This is a genomic window from Streptomyces ficellus (assembly GCF_030406405.1).
Lineage (GTDB): Bacteria > Actinomycetota > Actinomycetes > Streptomycetales > Streptomycetaceae > Streptomyces > Streptomyces ficellus_B.
The window spans coordinates 239,764-257,430 of the sequence record NZ_JAUEPL010000003.1; the positions used below are offsets into that span (position 1 = coordinate 239,764).

General features: G+C 72.4%; 13 protein-coding genes. 11 read left to right on the forward strand and 2 right to left on the reverse strand.

Annotation, left to right across the window (positions count from 1 at the left end; translation table 11 throughout):
* Positions 1–353: 353 nt before the first annotated feature.
* On the forward strand, positions 354–4,049 hold the full coding sequence (locus QWM81_RS03810; protein WP_290110023.1) for a glycosyltransferase family 2 protein: 3,696 nt from the start codon (positions 354–356) through the stop codon (positions 4,047–4,049).
* Positions 4,046–5,638: a DUF5719 family protein gene (locus QWM81_RS03815; protein WP_290110024.1), complete on the forward strand. Its 1,593-nt coding sequence runs from the start codon at positions 4,046–4,048 to the stop codon at positions 5,636–5,638. Before QWM81_RS03810 ends, QWM81_RS03815 begins: the two co-directional genes overlap by 4 nt.
* Positions 5,639–5,671: 33 nt before the next feature.
* Here the strand turns inward: QWM81_RS03815 and QWM81_RS03820 are convergent, their stop codons facing one another.
* Positions 5,672–6,100 carry a metallopeptidase family protein gene (locus QWM81_RS03820; protein WP_290110025.1) on the reverse strand — a complete coding sequence of 143 codons (429 nt, stop codon included), beginning with the start codon at positions 6,098–6,100 and terminating at the stop codon, positions 5,672–5,674.
* A gap of 272 nt (positions 6,101–6,372) precedes the next feature.
* Between QWM81_RS03820 and QWM81_RS03825 the strand changes: the two genes are divergently transcribed.
* The 8 genes from QWM81_RS03825 to QWM81_RS03860 all read left to right on the forward strand — a co-directional run bounded on the left by QWM81_RS03825 (position 6,373) and on the right by QWM81_RS03860 (position 14,917).
* A complete protein-coding gene (locus QWM81_RS03825) occupies positions 6,373–6,801 on the forward strand; it encodes a DUF3499 domain-containing protein (RefSeq protein ID WP_290110026.1) in 429 nt (142 codons plus the stop codon).
* A 161-nt stretch (positions 6,802–6,962) separates the two neighbouring features.
* Complete coding sequence (locus QWM81_RS03830; RefSeq protein WP_290110027.1) at positions 6,963–8,339, forward strand: phosphomannomutase/phosphoglucomutase; 1,377 nt, start codon at positions 6,963–6,965, stop codon at positions 8,337–8,339.
* Between the two features lie 325 nt (positions 8,340–8,664).
* The gene (locus QWM81_RS03835) at positions 8,665–8,847 is read left to right on the forward strand and encodes a Trm112 family protein (protein ID WP_290110028.1); all 183 of its coding nucleotides are present in this window, start codon (positions 8,665–8,667) and stop codon (positions 8,845–8,847) included.
* Between the two features lie 84 nt (positions 8,848–8,931).
* The gene (locus QWM81_RS03840; protein WP_290110029.1) at positions 8,932–10,071 is read left to right on the forward strand and encodes an SIS domain-containing protein; all 1,140 of its coding nucleotides are present in this window, start codon (positions 8,932–8,934) and stop codon (positions 10,069–10,071) included.
* Between the two features lie 46 nt (positions 10,072–10,117).
* Positions 10,118–11,287 (forward strand): mannose-6-phosphate isomerase, class I, encoded by a 1,170-nt coding sequence (gene manA / locus QWM81_RS03845; protein ID WP_290110030.1) that lies wholly within the window; start codon positions 10,118–10,120, stop codon positions 11,285–11,287.
* Between the two features lie 111 nt (positions 11,288–11,398).
* On the forward strand, positions 11,399–12,331 hold the full coding sequence (locus QWM81_RS03850; protein WP_290110031.1) for a cation diffusion facilitator family transporter: 933 nt from the start codon (positions 11,399–11,401) through the stop codon (positions 12,329–12,331).
* A gap of 375 nt (positions 12,332–12,706) precedes the next feature.
* On the forward strand, positions 12,707–14,164 hold the full coding sequence (gene ahcY, locus QWM81_RS03855) for an adenosylhomocysteinase (protein WP_290110033.1): 1,458 nt from the start codon (positions 12,707–12,709) through the stop codon (positions 14,162–14,164).
* 138 nt (positions 14,165–14,302) lie between these two features.
* On the forward strand, positions 14,303–14,917 hold the full coding sequence (locus QWM81_RS03860; protein WP_290110036.1) for a hypothetical protein: 615 nt from the start codon (positions 14,303–14,305) through the stop codon (positions 14,915–14,917).
* Between the two features lies 1 nt (position 14,918).
* Here QWM81_RS03860 and QWM81_RS03865 read toward each other — a convergent pair whose 3' ends face one another.
* Entirely contained in the window at positions 14,919–16,052 is a 1,134-nt protein-coding gene (locus tag QWM81_RS03865) for an RDD family protein (RefSeq protein WP_290110038.1), read from the reverse strand.
* A 118-nt stretch (positions 16,053–16,170) separates the two neighbouring features.
* Here QWM81_RS03865 and QWM81_RS03870 point away from each other — a divergent pair, with 118 nt between their 5' ends.
* The gene (locus tag QWM81_RS03870; protein WP_290110039.1) at positions 16,171–17,178 is read left to right on the forward strand and encodes a stage II sporulation protein M; all 1,008 of its coding nucleotides are present in this window, start codon (positions 16,171–16,173) and stop codon (positions 17,176–17,178) included.
* Positions 17,179–17,667: the final 489 nt, after the last annotated feature.

The following is a 17,667-nucleotide window of genomic DNA, read 5'->3' on the forward strand; positions in this document are numbered from 1 at the left end:
CGACCGTCCGCCCGGCCTCCGGAGAGTCACGCCCGGCGCGCCTCCGTCCGATGCCCGGGCGGCCCGCGCCCGGACGCCCGTCCGGCCACCGGCCGGTCGCGGCGGGCCGCCGCCCGGCCGCTGGAGCCGCCGCCCGCCCGGCCGGGAACCGGCCGCGAACCGGCCATCATCGGCGCCGTCCGGCCGCCAACCGGCCAAACGGCACACACATGTACGTAAAGAACGGTCCGCGGCCCGTGCTCTGTCCACAGGCGGCGGACCGCTCTCGTGCCAGCCATTAGTGTGGGGCCCCGTCCAAGACGCTCCAGCGCCCCCCCGCGGGGCGACCCCCCGGCCGGAGGGCCCGTACCCCGATGTCCGCCACCACAGCCGCGTTCCCGACCGCCTCGACCGCCTCGTCCGCACAGCAGCCCGAGTTCCCGAGGCACGTCGTCACCGCCGTGCTCGTCTCCCACGACGGCGCCCGGTGGCTGCCGGACGTCCTCGCCGGACTGCTCGGACAGGAACGCCCCGTACAGAACGTCATCGCCGCCGACACCGGCAGCGCCGACGACTCCGCGCGGCTGGTCGGCGAGGCGATCGGCGACGAACGCGTGCTGCACCTCGCGCGCCGTACGGGCTTCGGCGCCGCCGTCGAGGAGGCCGCCCGCACGGCGCCCGTGCTCGGCCCCGAAGAGCTGCCCTACCTGAAGCGGCCCAGCGGCTGGGACCCGGTCAGCAGGACCTGGCGCGACGACACGTACGACATGCCCGAGCTGCCGCACGGCGAACCCGTGCAGTGGCTGTGGCTGCTCCACGACGACGCCGCCCCCGAGCCCGGCGCCCTCGCCGAACTGCTGCGCGTGGCGGACGGCGACGAGTACGCCGCGATCGTCGGACCCAAGCTGCGCGGCTGGTACGACCGCAAGCAGCTGCTCGAAGTGGGCGTCTCCATCGCCAATAGCGGTCGCCGCTGGACCGGCCTGGACCGGCGCGAACAGGACCAGGGCCAGCACGACCAGGTCCGCTCCGTGCTCTCCGTCTCCAGCGCCGGCATGCTCATCCGCCGGGACGTGTTCGAGCAGCTCGGCGGCTTCGACCGGCGCCTGCCCCTGATGCGCGACGACGTCGACCTGTGCTGGCGCGCCCACTCCGCCGGACACCGCGTCCTCGTCGCCCCCGACGCCGTCCTCCGGCACGCCGAGGCCTCCGCCCGCGAGCGCCGCACCGTCGACTGCGCGGGCCGCTCGGTCGCCAGCCCCCACCGCGTCGACAAGGCGGGCGCCGTCTACACCCTGCTCGCCAACGCGCGCGGCGTCGCCCTGCCGTTCGTCCTGCTCCGCCTCGTCGTCGGCACCCTGCTGCGTACCCTCGCCTACCTCGTCGGCAAGGTGCCCGGCCAGGCGGTCGATGAAGTCATGGGCCTGTTCGGGACGTTGCTGCGGCCCGAGCGGATCATCGCGGCCCGCCGCCGGCGCTCCCAGCGGTCCGTGGACGCGGCCGAACTGCGCCCGCTGTTCCCGCCGCCCGGCGCGACCGTCCGCGCCACCGTCGAACAGGTCATGTCCAACTTCGGCGGCACGGACGCCGATTCGGGCGGCTCGCGGCACGGCGTCGTCGAGTCCGGCCCGGGCGGGGACGACGCCGACTACCTGGAGGTCGAGCAGTTCGCCCGGCTGAAGAAGATCGCCCGCAAACCTGGGCCGGTCCTCTTCGCACTGCTGCTGCTCGTGTCGGTGGTCGCCTGCCGCGGGCTGTACGGCGGCGGCTCGCTCGCCGGCGGCGCCCTGCTGCCCGTCCCCGACGGAGTCGGCGACCTGTGGGCCCGGTACGCGGACGCGTGGCACCCGCTCGGCACCGGCGGCACCCAGAGCGCCCCGCCCTACCTCGCGGTCCTCGCCGCCCTCTCCGCCATGTTCCTCGGCTCCACCGGCCTCGCCCTCACCGTGCTGCTCGTCTGCTCGGTGCCGCTGGCCGGCGTCACCGCCTACTTCACCTCCCGCTCCCTGGTCCAGTCCCGGCTGCTGCGCGCCTGGGGCGCCATCGCGTACGCCTTCCTGCCCGCCGCGACCGGGGCCCTGGCGACCGGACGGCTCGGCACGGCCGTCCTCGCCGTCCTGCTGCCCCTGATCGCCCGGGCCGCCGTCGCGGCGCACGGGCTGCGCGGCGGCGGCAGTGGCGCGCCCCGCGGCAGTTGGCGCGCCACCTGGGCGTACGCCTTCCTGCTCACCATCACCATGGCCTTCACGCCCGTCGTCTGGCCGCTCGCGGTCGCCCTCGGGCTTGCGGTCCTGGTACTGCGGCGCGACGACATCGCCGCGTACGGGCTGCGCTTCCTCGCCGCCACCGGCACACCGCTGCTGCTGCTCGCCCCCTGGTCGCTGTCGCTGCTGACCGACCCGTCCGGCTTCTTCAAGGAAGCCGGGGTGGAGTTCGGTACGGGCTCGGCGACCCCCCTCGACCTGCTGGGCGTCAGCCCCGGCGGGCCGAAGGCGGTCGGCGGGCTCGTGCTGATCGGTCTGGTCCTGGCGGCGCTGGCGGCCCTGTTGCGCGGCGAACGGCGCTTCGCGATCCGTACGGCCTGGGTCGTGGCCGTCGTCGCCCTCGTCTTCGCGGTGCTCACCAACAACTCCGGCTGGGCCGGCCCCGCCACCCTCGTCTACGGCATCGCCCTGCTCGCCGCCGGCATGCTCGGCGCGGAGGGCGGGCGCACCCGCGTCGCCGCCCAGAGCTTCGGCTGGCGCCAGCCCGTCGCCGTACTGATCGCGCTGGCCGCCGCCGCCGGCCCGGTGATCTCCGCGGCCGGCTGGATGATCGGCGGCGCGGCCGGACCGCTGGAGCGGCGCGACCCCGTCCAGGTGCCCGCGTTCGTCGCCGAGGAGAGCGGCACCCGCGACCAGCCGCGCACCCTGGTGCTCGGCGGCACGTCGGCCGCCGAGGTCCCGTACACCCTGGTCCGGGGCTCCGGCGCCCGCCTCGGCGACGCCGAGCTGACCGCGTCCGGCGGCGGCGACGCCCGCCTCGACAAGGTGGTCGCCCACCTGGTCGCCGGCTCCGGCGCGGACCAGAGCGACCAGCTGAGCGGCTTCGCGATCCGGTACGTCCTGGTACGGGACGGGGCGCCGCGCCAGACCAGCCGTGTCCTGGACGCCACCCCCGGGCTCAGCCGGCTCAGCCAGCTGGACGGCAGCGCCCTGTGGCGGGTGGACCGCCAGGTCGCGCGGGCCACCATCGTGCCGGGCGGGGACGGCAAGGGCGAGCGGCTGCCGGTCGCCTCCGGGCCCGTCGAGGCGCACACCGAGATCCCCGCGGGCGGTCCCGGACGCGTCCTGCGGATCGCGGACCGGGCGGACGACGGCTGGCAGGCCACTATCGACGGGCGCCCGCTGGAGAAGACGGTCGTCGACGACTGGGCCCAGGGCTTCGAGCTGCCCGCCGAGGGCGGGCGCCTGGACCTGACGTACGAGAACTCCCTCGGCCACACGGTCTGGATCTGGGCGCAGTGCTTCCTGGCCGTCGTGCTCCTGGTGCTCGCCCTGCCGGGCCGGCGCCGGGACGTCGACGACGACCTGCCGGAGGAGGAGCCCGCCGTGACCGCCGAGGACCTCGCGGGCGACGGACGACGCGCGCGCCGGCTGCGGGCGGCGGCGGCCGCCGAGGCGGAGGCCGAGCCCGGGACCGCCCCCGACGCCGAGCCCGCCCCCGTACCCGTACCGGACGCCGATCCGTACGCGCACGGGGTGCCGCAGCAGCAGTCCTACGCCGAGTGGGACGGCCAGTCGTATGCGCCGTACCCGCCGGCCGAGCAGTACCCGCAGCAGCAGTACCAGGCGGACGGGTACCAGCAGTATCCGCAGGAGTACCAGCAGTACCCGCAGCAGCAGTACCAGCAGCCGTACGACCAGCAGCAGTCCTACGAGCGGCAGTCCTACGAGCAGCAGCCCCATGAGCAGCAGCCCTACGAGCAGGGGCAGTACGAGCAGTACCAGCAGGGGCAGTACGACCAGCGGTACGGCTACGGCTACGAGTACGACGACGAGCAGCGTCCCGACGGGAGCAGCAACCAGTGAACCGGACGACCCTCTCCCTCCTCGCGGCCGTCACCGCTCTCGCCGCGGTCACCGGTTTCGCCGTGCTGAGCGCCCCGGAGGGCGACGGCGGGACGGCGACGGCCGCCACGGCCCCGGCGCGCCTCCCCGTCGAGCGCTCCAGCCTGCTGTGCCCCGCGCCGAGCAACTCCGAGGTCGCCGAGACCGTGTACACGTCCTTCACCCCGGCCGGCGAGTCCGGGTCCGGTAGCGGTACTGGTAGCGGTAGCGGTAGCGCTAGCGGCGAGGCGGGTCGGGCGGAGCTCAAGCCGTCCGCCGCCACGGTCGACGCGACGACGGCCGACCCCAAGAAGGCTGACGACAAGGCCGCCGACAAGGCCGACACGGTGAAGAAGGCCCCGGCCGCCGACAAGGCCGTCGTCACCCTCACCCAGCCCGGCAGGCCCGTCTCCGCCGAGGCCGACGGCGGCGACGCCCCCGCCCTGGTCGGCACCGCCTCCGGGCGGCTCGCCCCCGGCTGGACGACCCAGCAGACGACGCTGGTCCCGGCGGGCGGCGCGCGCGGGCTGCTCGGCGTCGGCTGCACCGCGCCCGACACGGACTTCTGGTTCCCCGGAGCCTCGACCACCAAGCAGCGCCAGGACTACGTCCACCTGACCAACCCCGACGACACCGCCACGGTCGTGGACATCGAGCTGTACGGGCCCAACGGCGTTCTGAAGTCGCAGCTCAACGAGGGCATCACGGTCCCGGCCCGGTCCAGCGTCCCCGTCCTGCTGTCCACCCTGACGTCCGACCCGGCCGCCGAGGACGTCACGGTCCACGTCACCACCCGCAGCGGCCGGGTGGGCGCGGTGGTGCGCTCCGCGGACGACAAGCTCGGCAGCGACTGGCTGCCCGCCTCCACCGACCCCGCCGGGACGCTGGTGCTGCCGGGCATCCCGGCGGACGCCACGTCCGTACGGCTGGTGGCGTACGCGCCCGGCGAGGACGACGCCGACCTGAAGATCCAGCTGGCGAGCCCCACCGGCACGATCACCCCGGCCGCGGCCGAGACCTTGCACGTCAAGTCGGGGATGACCGCGTCGGCCGACCTGGAGGACGTCACGCGTGGCGAGGCGGGGTCCCTGGTCCTGTCGCCCGCGAAGGGCGGAGGCGGGACACCGGTGGTCGCCGCGCTGCGCGTCGTACGCGGCAAGGGCGACAAGCAGGAGGTGGCGTTCATCCCGGCGACCGGTCCGGTGGGGGAGCGGGCGACCGTCGCCGACAACCGCGCCGAGGGCACCACGCTGTCGCTGACCGCGCCGGGCGAGACGGCCCAGGTGAAGGTCACCGCGTCGGCCGGTACCGAGGGCGGAACGCCGGCCGGCAAGACGTACACCGTCAAGGGCGGTACGACACTGGCGGTCACCCCGCCCGTACCGGCCGGGCTGAAGGGCTCGTACGCGCTGACCGTCGAGACCGTCTCGGGCGGCCCGGTGCACGCGGCACGCACGCTCGCCGCGCCGGAGGACGGCATCCCGATGTTCACGGTGCAGACGCTCACCGACGACCGCGGCACGGTCGAGGTCCCGGCGGCGAGGCAGGACCTGTCCGTACTGGACCAGTGACAACTGGCCCCGCGGTCGCGGCCGTAGCGGGGATCAGTCCTGGCCGTACCGGGGATCGACGGACTCGGGGGCCAGGCCCAGCAATTCGGCGACCTGCTCGACCACGACCTCATGGACCAGCAGGGCACGTTCGTCGCGGTTCTTGGCGCGCAACTCGACCGGCCGCCGGTAGACGATGATCCGCGCGGGCCGGTCGCGGCCGGCCGGGACCGAGGCGCCGAGCGGCACGGATTCGTCCGGCGAGGCGGGCACCTCCAGGACGTGGAAGTCGACGTCGGCGAGCTGTGGCCAGCGCCGCTCAAGCCGCTCCACCGAGTCCTGCACCAGATCGCGGAAGGTGTCCGCGCGGGTGGCGGAGAGCGGTACCTGGGGCGGGGCGACGGGCCCGCGCATGCCGCGGCCGTGGCGGTCTCGGCGGCGCGGGCGCGGCTCGGCCGGGAGGGGCGGTACGGGACTGTCCATCACTGAGGCAGGGTAGCTCTCCCCGGCGTACGGCGATCCTGCCGCGCGCCGGCTCGACGGCATGTCATCAAGTGAACGTTTCGGCCATGCTTCGGCGCGATTCGGCATGACGGCCTGATCGGTTCGCTCGTCGGGATTGACCGGATTCGTTCGAGGTCATGCCGGTACCCCGGACACCGCCATCCACGCCTCGGCTCTTCCCAGCAGGTCAAAGGAGCGGGCGCGGGGCCCGCTGTGCGGGACGTCACACCGCGACACGGGCGAGTGACCTGGTGGAGAGTCGTCGCGGCCCGCTCAAGAGTGCGGTACCGTCCAACGTCGTGAGCCCTGTACGTCGCTGTTCGCGCACCGCGTGCGGCCGCCCTGCCGTCGCGACACTGACGTACGTCTATGCCGACTCGACTGCGGTCCTCGGCCCGCTCGCCACCTACGCCGAGCCCCACTGCTACGACCTGTGCGCCGAGCACAGCGAGCGCCTGACCGCGCCGCGCGGCTGGGAGGTCGTCCGCCTCTCGGACGGCTCCGGCCCGGCCCGCCCCAGCGGCGACGACCTCGAAGCGCTCGCCAATGCCGTACGGGAGGCCGCCCGCCCCCAGGAGCGCGCCGCGCAGGCCGGCGGCAAGACCGGCGGCCGTGGCGGCGACCCGGTGGAGGTCGGACGCCGCGGGCACCTGCGGGTGTTGCGCTCCCCGGACTCCTGATCCCGGACTCCTGTTCCCGCACCCCTGGTCCGCACCCTGATCCGGACTCCTGACCCCGCTCCCCTGACCGCGCAAGTCCTCGGTCCTGGGCTCCTGATCCTGGCCTCTGCCCCCTACGGGTAGTTTGTGTACTCCACTTTGTGCAGGAGGGCCGGGGAAAAGTGACTGCTGATCTGTCTGATCTGTCGCGGATCGTGAAGGCGTACGACATCCGAGGGGTGGTGCCGGATCAGTGGGACGAGCCGCTGGCGGAACTCTTCGGTGCGGCGTTCGTCGAGGTGACCGGCGCCGACGCGATCGTGGTGGGCCATGACATGCGCCCCTCGTCGCCCGGGCTCTCCCACGCGTTCGCGCGGGGTGCCACCCGCCGGGGCGCGGACGTCACGCTGATCGGCCTGTGCTCCACGGACCAGCTGTACTTCGCGTCGGGGCACCTGGGGTTGCCGGGCGCGATGTTCACGGCGTCGCACAACCCGGCCCAGTACAACGGCATCAAGCTCTGCCGCGCGGGCGCGGCGCCGGTGGGCCAGGACACGGGCCTGGCCGAGATCCGCGCGCTCGTGGAGTCCTGGCGGGAGTCCGGCGCCCCGGCCCCGGCGGCGACTCCCGGCGCGGTGACGGAGCGCGACACGCTCACCGACTACGCCGCCCACCTGAAGTCCCTCGTGGACCTCACCGCCATCCGCCCCCTGAAGGTCGTGGTGGACGCGGGCAACGGCATGGGCGGCCACACCGTGCCCACGGTGTTCGAGGGGCTGCCCCTCACCCTCGTACCGATGTACTTCGAGCTGGACGGTACGTTCCCCAACCACGAGGCCAACCCGCTGGATCCGGCCAACCTCGTGGACCTCCAGCAGCGGGTGCGCGACGAGGGCGCGGACCTGGGCCTGGCCTTCGACGGCGACGCCGACCGCTGCTTCGTGGTGGACGAGAAGGGCGAGCCGGTCTCCCCGTCCGCGATCACGGCGCTGGTCGCCGCGCGTGAGCTTGCCAGGAACGGCGGCACAGGGACGATCATCCACAACCTGATCACGTCCTGGTCCGTCCCCGAGGTCGTACGCGAGAACGGCGGCACGCCGGTGCGCACCCGGGTCGGCCACTCCTTCATCAAGGAGGAGATGGCCAGGACCGGCGCGATCTTCGGCGGCGAGCACTCGGCGCACTACTACTTCCGGGACTTCTGGAACGCGGACACCGGCATGCTGGCCGCCCTCCACGTCCTGGCGGCCCTGGGCGGCCAGGACGGCCCGCTCTCCGCGCTCGTCGCCTCCTACGACCGTTACGCGGGCTCGGGCGAGATCAACTCCACGGTCGCCGACCAGTCGGCCCGCATGGCGGCGGTACGGGAAGCCTTCGGATCCCGCGACGGGGTGACCGTCGACGACCTGGACGGCCTCACGGTGACGGCGGAGGACTGGTGGTTCAACCTCCGCCCCTCCAACACGGAACCGCTGCTGCGCCTGAACGTCGAGGCCCGCGACGAACCGACGATGACCAAGCTCCGCGACGAAGTCCTCACCCTCGTCCGCACCCCCTGACCCCCTCCCCGGCCCCCCGGCCCTCACCAGCCGGGAGGCCGGGGGCTTGCCCCCGGTCTCGGAAGCGCCGGTGGCCCCCGGTTTCGGGAAGGGACGGGCTGGGGAGGCACCCCACCTCCGGACCCCGACCCCCGGGCCCAACCCCCGGACCCGGACCCCCGGACCGCGACCCCGGACTCGGACCCGGACCCCCCCAACACCCGACCCCCGACCCCCGGACCCGGACCCCACCCGCGCCAACCCCGCACCCCCCGGCCGGCCAGCGGTAGGCTGACCAGGCCCCATGCACACCGCGACCGGAACCACGCCCGAAGGGACCCACCCCATGCCGCTCGAAGCCGGCCTTCTGGAGATCCTCGCCTGCCCGGCCTGCCACGCGCCGCTCAGCGACCGCACGGCAGCCGAGACGCCCGAGCTGATCTGCACCGGCGAGGGCTGCGGCCTGGCGTACCCCGTACGGGACGGCATCCCGGTCCTCCTCGTGGACGAGGCCCGCCGCCCCGCCTGACGGCACCCGCGACGGGCGCCGCCGCTCACGGCCGGCACCGCGCGAACCGCACCCCACCCGCACGGCGATCGGAGGCCCCACCTCATGCTCGACGAGTCGCTGCTCGACGACCCGGACGCCCTGGCCCGAGTGGACCGCCGCGGCCTCCTCCGCGGGGCCGCCGAAGCCGGCGCGCGCGTACGTACCGCCGCCCGTTACGCCGCCGAAGCCGGCGTCACCGAGCTGAACCCCGACGGCCGCCCCCGCGCGGTCCTCATCGCGGGCCCCGGCACGGCCGCGACGGGCGTCGCCGACCTGGTGGCCGCCCTCGCCGGCGCCTCCGCGCCCGTCGCCCGCCTGCACTCCACGGGCGTGGCCCCCGCCGCGGGCGCCCTGCGCTGGACGCTGCCGGGGTGGGCCGGTCCCGTGGACCTGCTGATGATCGCCACGACCGATGGCGCCGAACCCGGCCTCGCCCTCCTCGCCGAGCAGGCGTACCGCCGTGGCGTCACCGTCGTCGCCGTCGCTCCACACGGCTCCCCGCTGTCCGAGGCCGTCGACGGCACGCACGGTCTCGTCGTCCCCATGGCCACCGCGCCGCAGGAACTGTCCGAGGACACGCAAGCCGCGTCCCCGGCCGCGCTGTGGGCGCTGTTCACCCCGCTCCTCGCCCTGCTCGACCGCCTCGGCCTGGTGACGGCGCCCGACGACAGCCTGCAGAAGGTCGCCGACCGCCTCGACCGCACCGCCGAACGCTGCGGGCCGGCCGTCGCCACATACAGCAACCCGGCCAAGACCCTGGCCGCCGAGCTCGCCGACAGCCTGCCGCTCATCTGGACCGAGGGCACGACCGCCGCCCCGGTCGGCCGCCGTTTCGCCGCCGTACTGGCGGAGCTGGCCGGCCGCCCGGCCCTCGCCGCCGAACTGCCCGAGGCGCTTCCCGCGCACGGGGTCCTGCTCGCGGGCGACTTCGCGGCCGGCGCGGACCCCGACGACTTCTTCCGTGACCGCGTCGAAGAGGCGCAGGCCCTGCACACCCGGGTCGTCCTGCTCCGCGACCGCCCCGCGGGCGCGCTGACCGCCGCGCCGGCCGCCCGCGAACTGGCGCTGAGCCACGACACCACCGTCAGCGAACTGGAACCGCAGGAGGACGGCAGCGACCTGGAAGCGTTCGCCGAACTGCTCGCGGTGACGGACTTCGCGGCCGTCTACCTGTCACTGGCGTCAGGCCCCCGCACCACCTGACGCCACCCACGCCACCGCCCCAGCCCCCGTGTCCCGAGGAAAGCGAATGGACCGCCTCTCCAACACCGTCCGCCCCTACGCCTGGGGCTCCACGACGGCCATCCCGGAGCTGCTCGGCGTCGCCCCCACCGGCGAGCCCCAGGCCGAGATGTGGATGGGCGCCCACCCCGCGGCCCCCTCCCGCGTCACCCGTGCGGCCACGGGCACGGAACAGCCCCTGTCCGCGGTCATCGAGGCGGACCCGGAAAGGGAGCTCGGCCCGGCCACCCTCGCCAGGTTCGGCCCCCGCCTGCCGTTCCTCCTCAAGCTCCTCGCGGCCGGCGCCCCGCTCTCCCTCCAGGTCCACCCGGACCTCGCCCAGGCGCAGAGGGGATACGCCGCCGAGGAACGCGCCGGCATCCCCATCGACGCGCCCCACCGCAACTACAAGGACGCCAACCACAAGCCCGAACTTCTCTGCGCCCTCACCCCCTTCGAGGGCCTGTGCGGCTTCCGCGCTCCCGATGAGACCGCCGAACTCCTCGCCGCGCTCGACATCGACTCCCTCAAGCCGTACGTCGACCTCCTCCACGCCCACCCCGAGGACGCCGCACTGCGCGAGGTCCTGACGGCCGTCCTGTCCGCCGACCGCACCGAGATGGCCGCCACCGTCACCGAGACCGCGGCGGCCTGCGAACGCCTCGGCGGCGCCCACGCCCCCTACGCCGCGCTCGCCCACCACTACCCCGGCGACCCGGGCGTCCTCGCCGCCATGCTGCTCAACCACGTACGCCTCCAGCCCGGCGAGGGCCTCTACCTCGGCGCCGGCGTCCCGCACGCGTACCTCGGCGGCCTGGCCGTCGAGATCATGGCCAACTCCGACAACGTCCTGCGCTGCGGCCTGACCCCCAAGCACGTCGACGTCCCCGAACTCCTCCGTATCGTCCGCTTCGAACCGACCGACCCCACGGTCCTGCGCCCCGAGGCGTCCCCCGCCGGCGAAGAGGTCTACGAGACGCCCGTCGACGAGTTCCGCCTCTCCCGTTACGTACGGCCGGAAGGCGCCGCCCCGGTCGACATCACGGCCCCCACCCCGCAGATCCTCCTCGCCACCGCGGGCACCCCCCACGCGAACGACCTCCCCCTCAGCCCCGGCCAGTCCGTCTTCGTCCCAGCGGGCGAAAAGGTCGAACTGTCCGGTACGGGAACGGCCTTCCGCGCCACGGTCGTGGCCTGAGCGGTGACCTGGACGGTGGCCTGAAGCAGCCCCCGCCACGCTTGCTGCAACAATGTGCGGCCGTACGAACGACCACCCCCCTCAAGGACCAACGAAGGGACACCCGCACGCATGAGCGCGTCAGGCGGAACCAAGGCGATCGTGGCGGCGCTCGTCGCGAATCTCGCGATCGCGGCGAGCAAATTCGTGGCGTTCCTCTTCAGTGGTTCGTCCTCGATGCTGGCGGAGAGCGTGCACTCGCTCGCCGACTCCGGCAACCAGGGCCTGCTGCTCCTCGGCGGCAAGAAGGCCCAGCGCGAAGCCACCCCCCAGCACCCCTTCGGCTACGGCCGTGAGCGCTACATCTACGCCTTCCTCGTCTCCATCGTCCTGTTCTCGGTCGGCGGTATGTTCGCCATCTACGAGGGCTACGAGAAGATCAAGCACCCGCACGAGATCGAGGCCTGGTACTGGCCGGTCGGCGTCCTGATCTTCGCGATCATCGCCGAGACGTTCTCCTTCCGGACGGCCATCAAGGAGTCCAACCAGATCCGCGGCACGCTCTCCTGGAAGGAGTTCGTACGCCGCGCCAAGGCGCCCGAGCTGCCCGTCGTCCTCCTGGAGGACCTCGGCGCGCTGGTCGGCCTGATCCTGGCGCTCGTCGGCGTCAGCCTCGCACTCGTCACGGGCGACGGCGTCTGGGACGGCATCGGCACCCTCTGCATCGGCGTCCTGCTGATCGCCATCGCGATCGTCCTCGCCGCCGAGACGAAGTCGCTGCTCCTCGGCGAGGCGGCCGGCGTGGACGAGGTCAGGAAGATCGAAGAGGCGCTGGTCGACAACAACACCGTCACCGGCATCATCCACATGCGTACGCTCCACCTCGGCCCCGAGGAACTGCTGGTCGCCGCGAAGATCGCCGTCCACCACGGCGACACGGCCACCGAGATCGCGGCCGCGATCGACGCCGCGGAGGACCGCATCCGTACCGCCGTGCCGATCGCCCGCGTGATCTACCTGGAGCCCGACATCTACAGCGAAGCCAAGACCGGCACCCCCAGCTGACCGGCGAAAGGCCCCCGCCCCCAGGGCGGGGGCCTTCCCACACCCACCCTCCCGGGCTTGTCCGGGCCCGGACCCCACCCGATCGACCCGACCCGGGGTCGACTGGACGGGGCTGGACGGGGCTGGACGGGGCTGGACGGGGACGGGACCCCCTCACCGCCCCAGGCGGACTGTGGGTCGCCGGACCGATCGGTGTAGATTCGTGACGAGAGCCAGACGTCGCTGCTGATGGCGGTCGGGCGGTCCACGACGGACCGGCCGAGGGAGAGAGGGCCTCCGACGACTGCACTGCGAGTGCCCGGGCATCCTTGTGCCCAGCCGCCTCCGCAGAGCCAGCCGTACCCACCCTCGACCCAACACGAGGAGCAGCTCCACATGACGACTGTCGCCAACCGACAGGACTTCAAGGTCGCCGATCTCTCCCTGGCCGAGTTCGGCCGCAAGGAGATCACCCTCGCCGAGCATGAGATGCCGGGCCTGATGGCGATCCGCAAGGAGTACGCCGAGACCCAGCCGCTCGCCGGCGCCCGCATCACCGGCTCCCTGCACATGACCGTGCAGACCGCCGTCCTGATCGAGACCCTGGTGGCCCTCGGTGCCCAGGTCCGCTGGGCGTCCTGCAACATCTTCTCCACGCAGGACCACGCCGCCGCCGCCATCGCCGTCGGCCCGGACGGCACCCCGGACAACCCCCAGGGCGTCCCCGTCTTCGCCTGGAAGGGCGAGACGCTGGAGGAGTACTGGTGGTGCACCGAGCAGGCTCTGACCTGGCCGGACACCCCCACCGGCGGCCCGAACATGATCCTCGACGACGGTGGCGACGCCACCCTCCTCGTCCACAAGGGTGTCGAGTTCGAGAAGGCCGGCGAGGCCCCGGACCCGTCCACCGCGGACAGCGAGGAGTACGCCCACATCCTCCGTCTCCTCAACCGCACCCTCACCGAGAACCCGCAGAAGTGGACCCTCCTCTCCTCCGAGATCCGCGGCGTCACCGAGGAGACCACCACCGGCGTCCACCGCCTGTACGAGATGCACCGTGACGGCACGCTGCTGTTCCCGGCGATCAATGTGAACGACGCCGTGACCAAGTCGAAGTTCGACAACAAGTACGGCTGTCGCCACTCCCTCATCGACGGCATCAACCGAGCCACCGACGTCCTCATCGGCGGCAAGGTCGCGGTCGTCTGCGGCTACGGCGATGTGGGCAAGGGCTGTGCGGAGTCGCTGCGCGGCCAGGGCGCGCGGGTGATCGTCACGGAGATCGACCCGATCTGCGCGCTCCAGGCGGCGATGGACGGCTACCAGGTGACGACCCTGGACGAGGTCGTCGACCAGGCCGACATCTTCATCACCACCACGGGCAACAAGGACATCATCATGGCCTCGGACATGGCCAAGATGAAGCACCAGGCGATCGTGGGCAACATCGGCCACTTCGACAACGAGATCGACATGGCCGGCCTGGCGAAGATCCCCGGCATCGTCAAGGACGAGGTCAAGCCCCAGGTCCACACCTGGACCTTCCCCGACGGCAAGAAGATCATCGTGCTGTCCGAGGGCCGCCTGCTGAACCTGGGCAACGCCACCGGTCACCCCTCGTTCGTGATGTCCAACTCCTTCGCGGACCAGACGCTGGCCCAGATCGAGCTGTTCACCAAGCCCGAGGAGTACCCGACCGACGTCTATGTGCTGCCCAAGCACCTTGACGAGAAGGTCGCCCGTCTCCACCTCGACGCGCTCGGCGTGAAGCTCACCACGCTCCGCCCCGAGCAGGCCGCCTACATCGGTGTCGAGGTCGAGGGCCCGTACAAGCCCGACCACTACCGCTACTGACGGCGCCCGTGCACTGACGCACGTCCGCAGCAGCTGACCAGCGGCAGCAGGTACCAGGCAGGCCCCCGCACCCCCGTGCCGGGGGCCTGCCCCATATCCGGCGCTTGCCTACCGCCGATCCCGAGGACCCGAGGACCCATGCCCCGCGGCCGTTATTCGCTCCATGATCCGCACGATCACACCCCCCTCGGTGAAGAGCACTTCAACTGCGCACCGGGCCCGTCCGGCTGGCGCTACGTCTCCCAGATCACCACCCCCTCCGGCGACCACGCCGGCTCCGTCGACCTCGCCCTCGACGACCTCGGCCGCCCCATCCGCCTCGAACTGCACGCCGCGAGCTGGCAGGTCCGCGGCGCCGCCCTCGACGGCGTCACCTGGGTCCGTACCGACCCCACCGGCACATACGCCACCGAAGGCAATGTCCGCGCCCATGCCTTCACCGGCACATCCCCGGCGTTCCTCATCGCGACTTCTCGACTCCTGCGCCTCACCCCCGGTTCTCCCCCCACCCGTGTCCGCCTCGTCGCCTTCACGGACCCGGTCCTCGCACCCCGCACGGTCGACCAGTCGTGGGCCCTGGTGAAGAGTGAAGCGCACACCACTGACAACGGCCCCCTGACCGTGGACGAATACCAGGTCAGCGCCCTCGACACGGGCGAACAGCACACGGTCCACATCGCCGGTGACGTGGTCCTCGCGGCCCCCGGCGTCGAGCTCGAAGACCTCCAGACCCCGCCGTCGGTCTTCCCCTGACCTACGCGGGCGGAGCGAACCCCGTCGCAGGCGGCGTCCTCCGGCCTTGGCCGCCTTCGCCGCCCTCCCCGGACGGAGCCCCCGCCGGATGACCCGCCGCCGCCCGGTCGCTCACCGCGCCGCTGACACCGCCCACGGCAGCCCAACCCCCGACAGCCGGTCCAGCCACACCGGCTCCATCCACTCCAGCGGCATTTCCGCCCCCTGGCGCCCCGAAGACCCCAACCGCCCCAGCAGCCCCCTTTGCCCCACCGCCGGCCGACGAGCCACCCACCGCCGCGGCCCCGCCAACCCCCGGAGCCCCGCCAATCCCGGCGGCCCCGCCAACCCCCGGGGTCCCGCCAATCCCCGCCGACGGGCCATGTCCCGTCGTGGGGCCATCCCCCCGCGGGGCGAATGTCCGCCGGGCATCCCGGGCCTGCCGCTCGTTCATCACCCCGGCCAGATACTCCACCGCCGGAACACCCGGCGGAGGCGGGGCACCCGTCAGCGCCACGAGGTCGTCGGCCAGCCGCTCCGCCAGTGCCCGTCCCACCTCGGCGTCGAGCTGCCGCATCCGCGTCAGGTACTGGCGTATCGCCAGCCAGAGATCGTCCGGCACCGCCGACAGATCCAGCTGCGCGAACCGCCCGACGAGCCAGGGCGGCGGAGGCGGCACGGCCACCGTCCGAGCCGCCGGAACCCGCTCTCGTACGACCAGCGTCCCCGCGAAAACGTCACCGATCCGCCGCCCCCGCGCCGACACCAGCGAAGCGATACACGCCACGACACCGAAGGTCATCAGGATCTCGAAGACACCTATCGCCCCCCGCACCAGCGCGTGCCGGAACCGGATCGGCCCCCCGTCGTCCCGCACCACCCGCAGCCCGCACGCCATCTTTCCCAGCGAACGCCCACGAGTCAGGGTCTCCACCGCGATCGGCGCCCCCACCAGGACGAGCAGGAAAGTGGCGATCGACACCGCCATGACAGCCGCTTCGTCCAGCGACGCGGTCGCGACCGCCAAACCGACGGATATCAGCAGATACGCGGCCCAGACCACCACCAGATCAATGGCGAGGGCCAGCGCCCGGCTCGGCAGCCTGGCCGGCTGAAGGCCGAGTACGACGGCATCACCCGTCACAACCCCGTTCACAGCGCCCACCCTTCCTCGACCTTCCCAAGCCCTTCCGAACGCCAGTCTGCCAAGCTGGCCAGCAGCGCGCCGCAGTAGTACGAACCGTACGCACCAGTGCCTGGAGCAGCAGCCGATCATGGATCTCGACGTCTACGTCACCGCCCACCGAGCCGAGTGGGACCGCCTGGACCACCTCCTGCGACGCGGCCGCTACCTGACCGGCGCCGAGGCCGACGAACTCGTCGCCCTCTACCAGCGCACCGCCACCCACCTCTCCTTGATCCAGTCCAGCGCTCCCGACCCCATGCTCACGGCCCGGCTCACTCAACTGGTGGCCCGCGCACGAGCCATGGTCACCGGCACCCGCCGCGCCTCCTGGCGCGACGCCGCCCGCTTCCTGACGGCCGGGTTCCCCGCAGCGGTCTACCGCTCACGCCACTGGTGGATCCCGACGGCCGTGCTGTCCACGCTTCTGGCGGTGATCATCGGCTGGTGGATCAGCGCCCACCCCGAGGTGCAGTCCGCGATCGCCGCCCCCGATGAACTCCGCGAGATGACCCGCCCCGGCGGTGAGTACGAGACGTACTACTCCAGCCACCCGGCCGCCTCCTTCGCGGCCCAGGTCTGGACGAACAACGCGCAGGCCGCAGCCATGTGCCTGGTCCTGGGCGCCTTCCTCTGCGTTCCGGTGCTCTGGATCCTCTTCCTCAACATGCTGAACTTGGGCGTCGGCCTCGGTCTGATGTCCTCGGCGGGACGCCTGGACACCTTCCTGGGACTGCTTCTTCCGCACGGACTGCTCGAACTCACCGCCGTCTTCGTCGCCGCCGGCACAGGCCTCCGCCTCGGCTGGACCCTCATCGACCCAGGCCCCCGTCCCCGCCGCACAGCCCTGGCCCAGCAAGGCCGCGCAGCCGTCGGCATGGCCATCGGCCTTGCCCTGGTCCTCTTCGTCTCCGGCGTGATCGAAGGCTTCGTGACGCCCTCAGGCCTGCCCACCTGGGCCCGCATCGCCATCGGCATCACCGCTGAGCTGGCATTTCTCCTGTACGTGTACGTCCTCGGCGGCCGCGCTGCCCGAGCGGGCGAAACCGGGGACGTGGAGACCACCGACCGCAGCGCCGAACTACCGACCGCCGCCTGATGTGCGTACGCCCCCGCTGACCTGCTAGTCTCCTCTTCGCCCACAGAGCTGTTGACACGGCGCACGTGGGGAGGTAGATTTAAACGGTTGCCCGGGATTGGACAAGTCCCAGGTTGGACGTTAAAGTCTCGCTCGCTCCGAATGGAATTGTTTCCCACGGAGCCACCCCGATTGCTTATCCGAATCACAAAGCCGATTAGGTCGGCGGAAATGCTTCTGATAAAGTCGGGGTCAGCCGAAAGGCAAAGGCCCTCCAGCGGCCACCGGAAACAAAATCCGACCGGAAACGGAACGGAAAACGGATCTGGTAGGGTTGGAAACACGAAATACCGAAGGGAAGCGCCCGGAGGAAAGCCCGAGAGGGTGAGTACAAAGGAAGCGTCCGTTCCTTGAGAACTCAACAGCGTGCCAAAAATCAACGCCAGATATGTTGATACCCCGTCCATCTTCGGATGGTCGAGGTTCCTTTGAAGAAAACACAGCGAGGAT

Bases quoted from the DNA above. Each gene is read 5' to 3' on its own strand.
- QWM81_RS03835 (WP_290110028.1), top strand. From the start codon at position 8,665: ATGCCGCTCGAAGCCGGCCTTCTGGAGATCCTCGCCTGCCCGGCCTGC.
- ahcY (WP_290110033.1), top strand. From the start codon at position 12,707: ATGACGACTGTCGCCAACCGACAGGACTTCAAGGTCGCCGATCTCTCC.
- QWM81_RS03870 (WP_290110039.1), top strand. From the start codon at position 16,171: ATGGATCTCGACGTCTACGTCACCGCCCACCGAGCCGAGTGGGACCGC.
- manA (WP_290110030.1), top strand. From the start codon at position 10,118: ATGGACCGCCTCTCCAACACCGTCCGCCCCTACGCCTGGGGCTCCACG.
- QWM81_RS03860 (WP_290110036.1), top strand. From the start codon at position 14,303: ATGCCCCGCGGCCGTTATTCGCTCCATGATCCGCACGATCACACCCCC.
- QWM81_RS03810 (WP_290110023.1), top strand. From the start codon at position 354: ATGTCCGCCACCACAGCCGCGTTCCCGACCGCCTCGACCGCCTCGTCC.
- QWM81_RS03820 (WP_290110025.1), bottom strand. From the start codon at position 6,100: ATGGACAGTCCCGTACCGCCCCTCCCGGCCGAGCCGCGCCCGCGCCGC.
- QWM81_RS03850 (WP_290110031.1), top strand. From the start codon at position 11,399: ATGAGCGCGTCAGGCGGAACCAAGGCGATCGTGGCGGCGCTCGTCGCG.
- QWM81_RS03840 (WP_290110029.1), top strand. From the start codon at position 8,932: ATGCTCGACGAGTCGCTGCTCGACGACCCGGACGCCCTGGCCCGAGTG.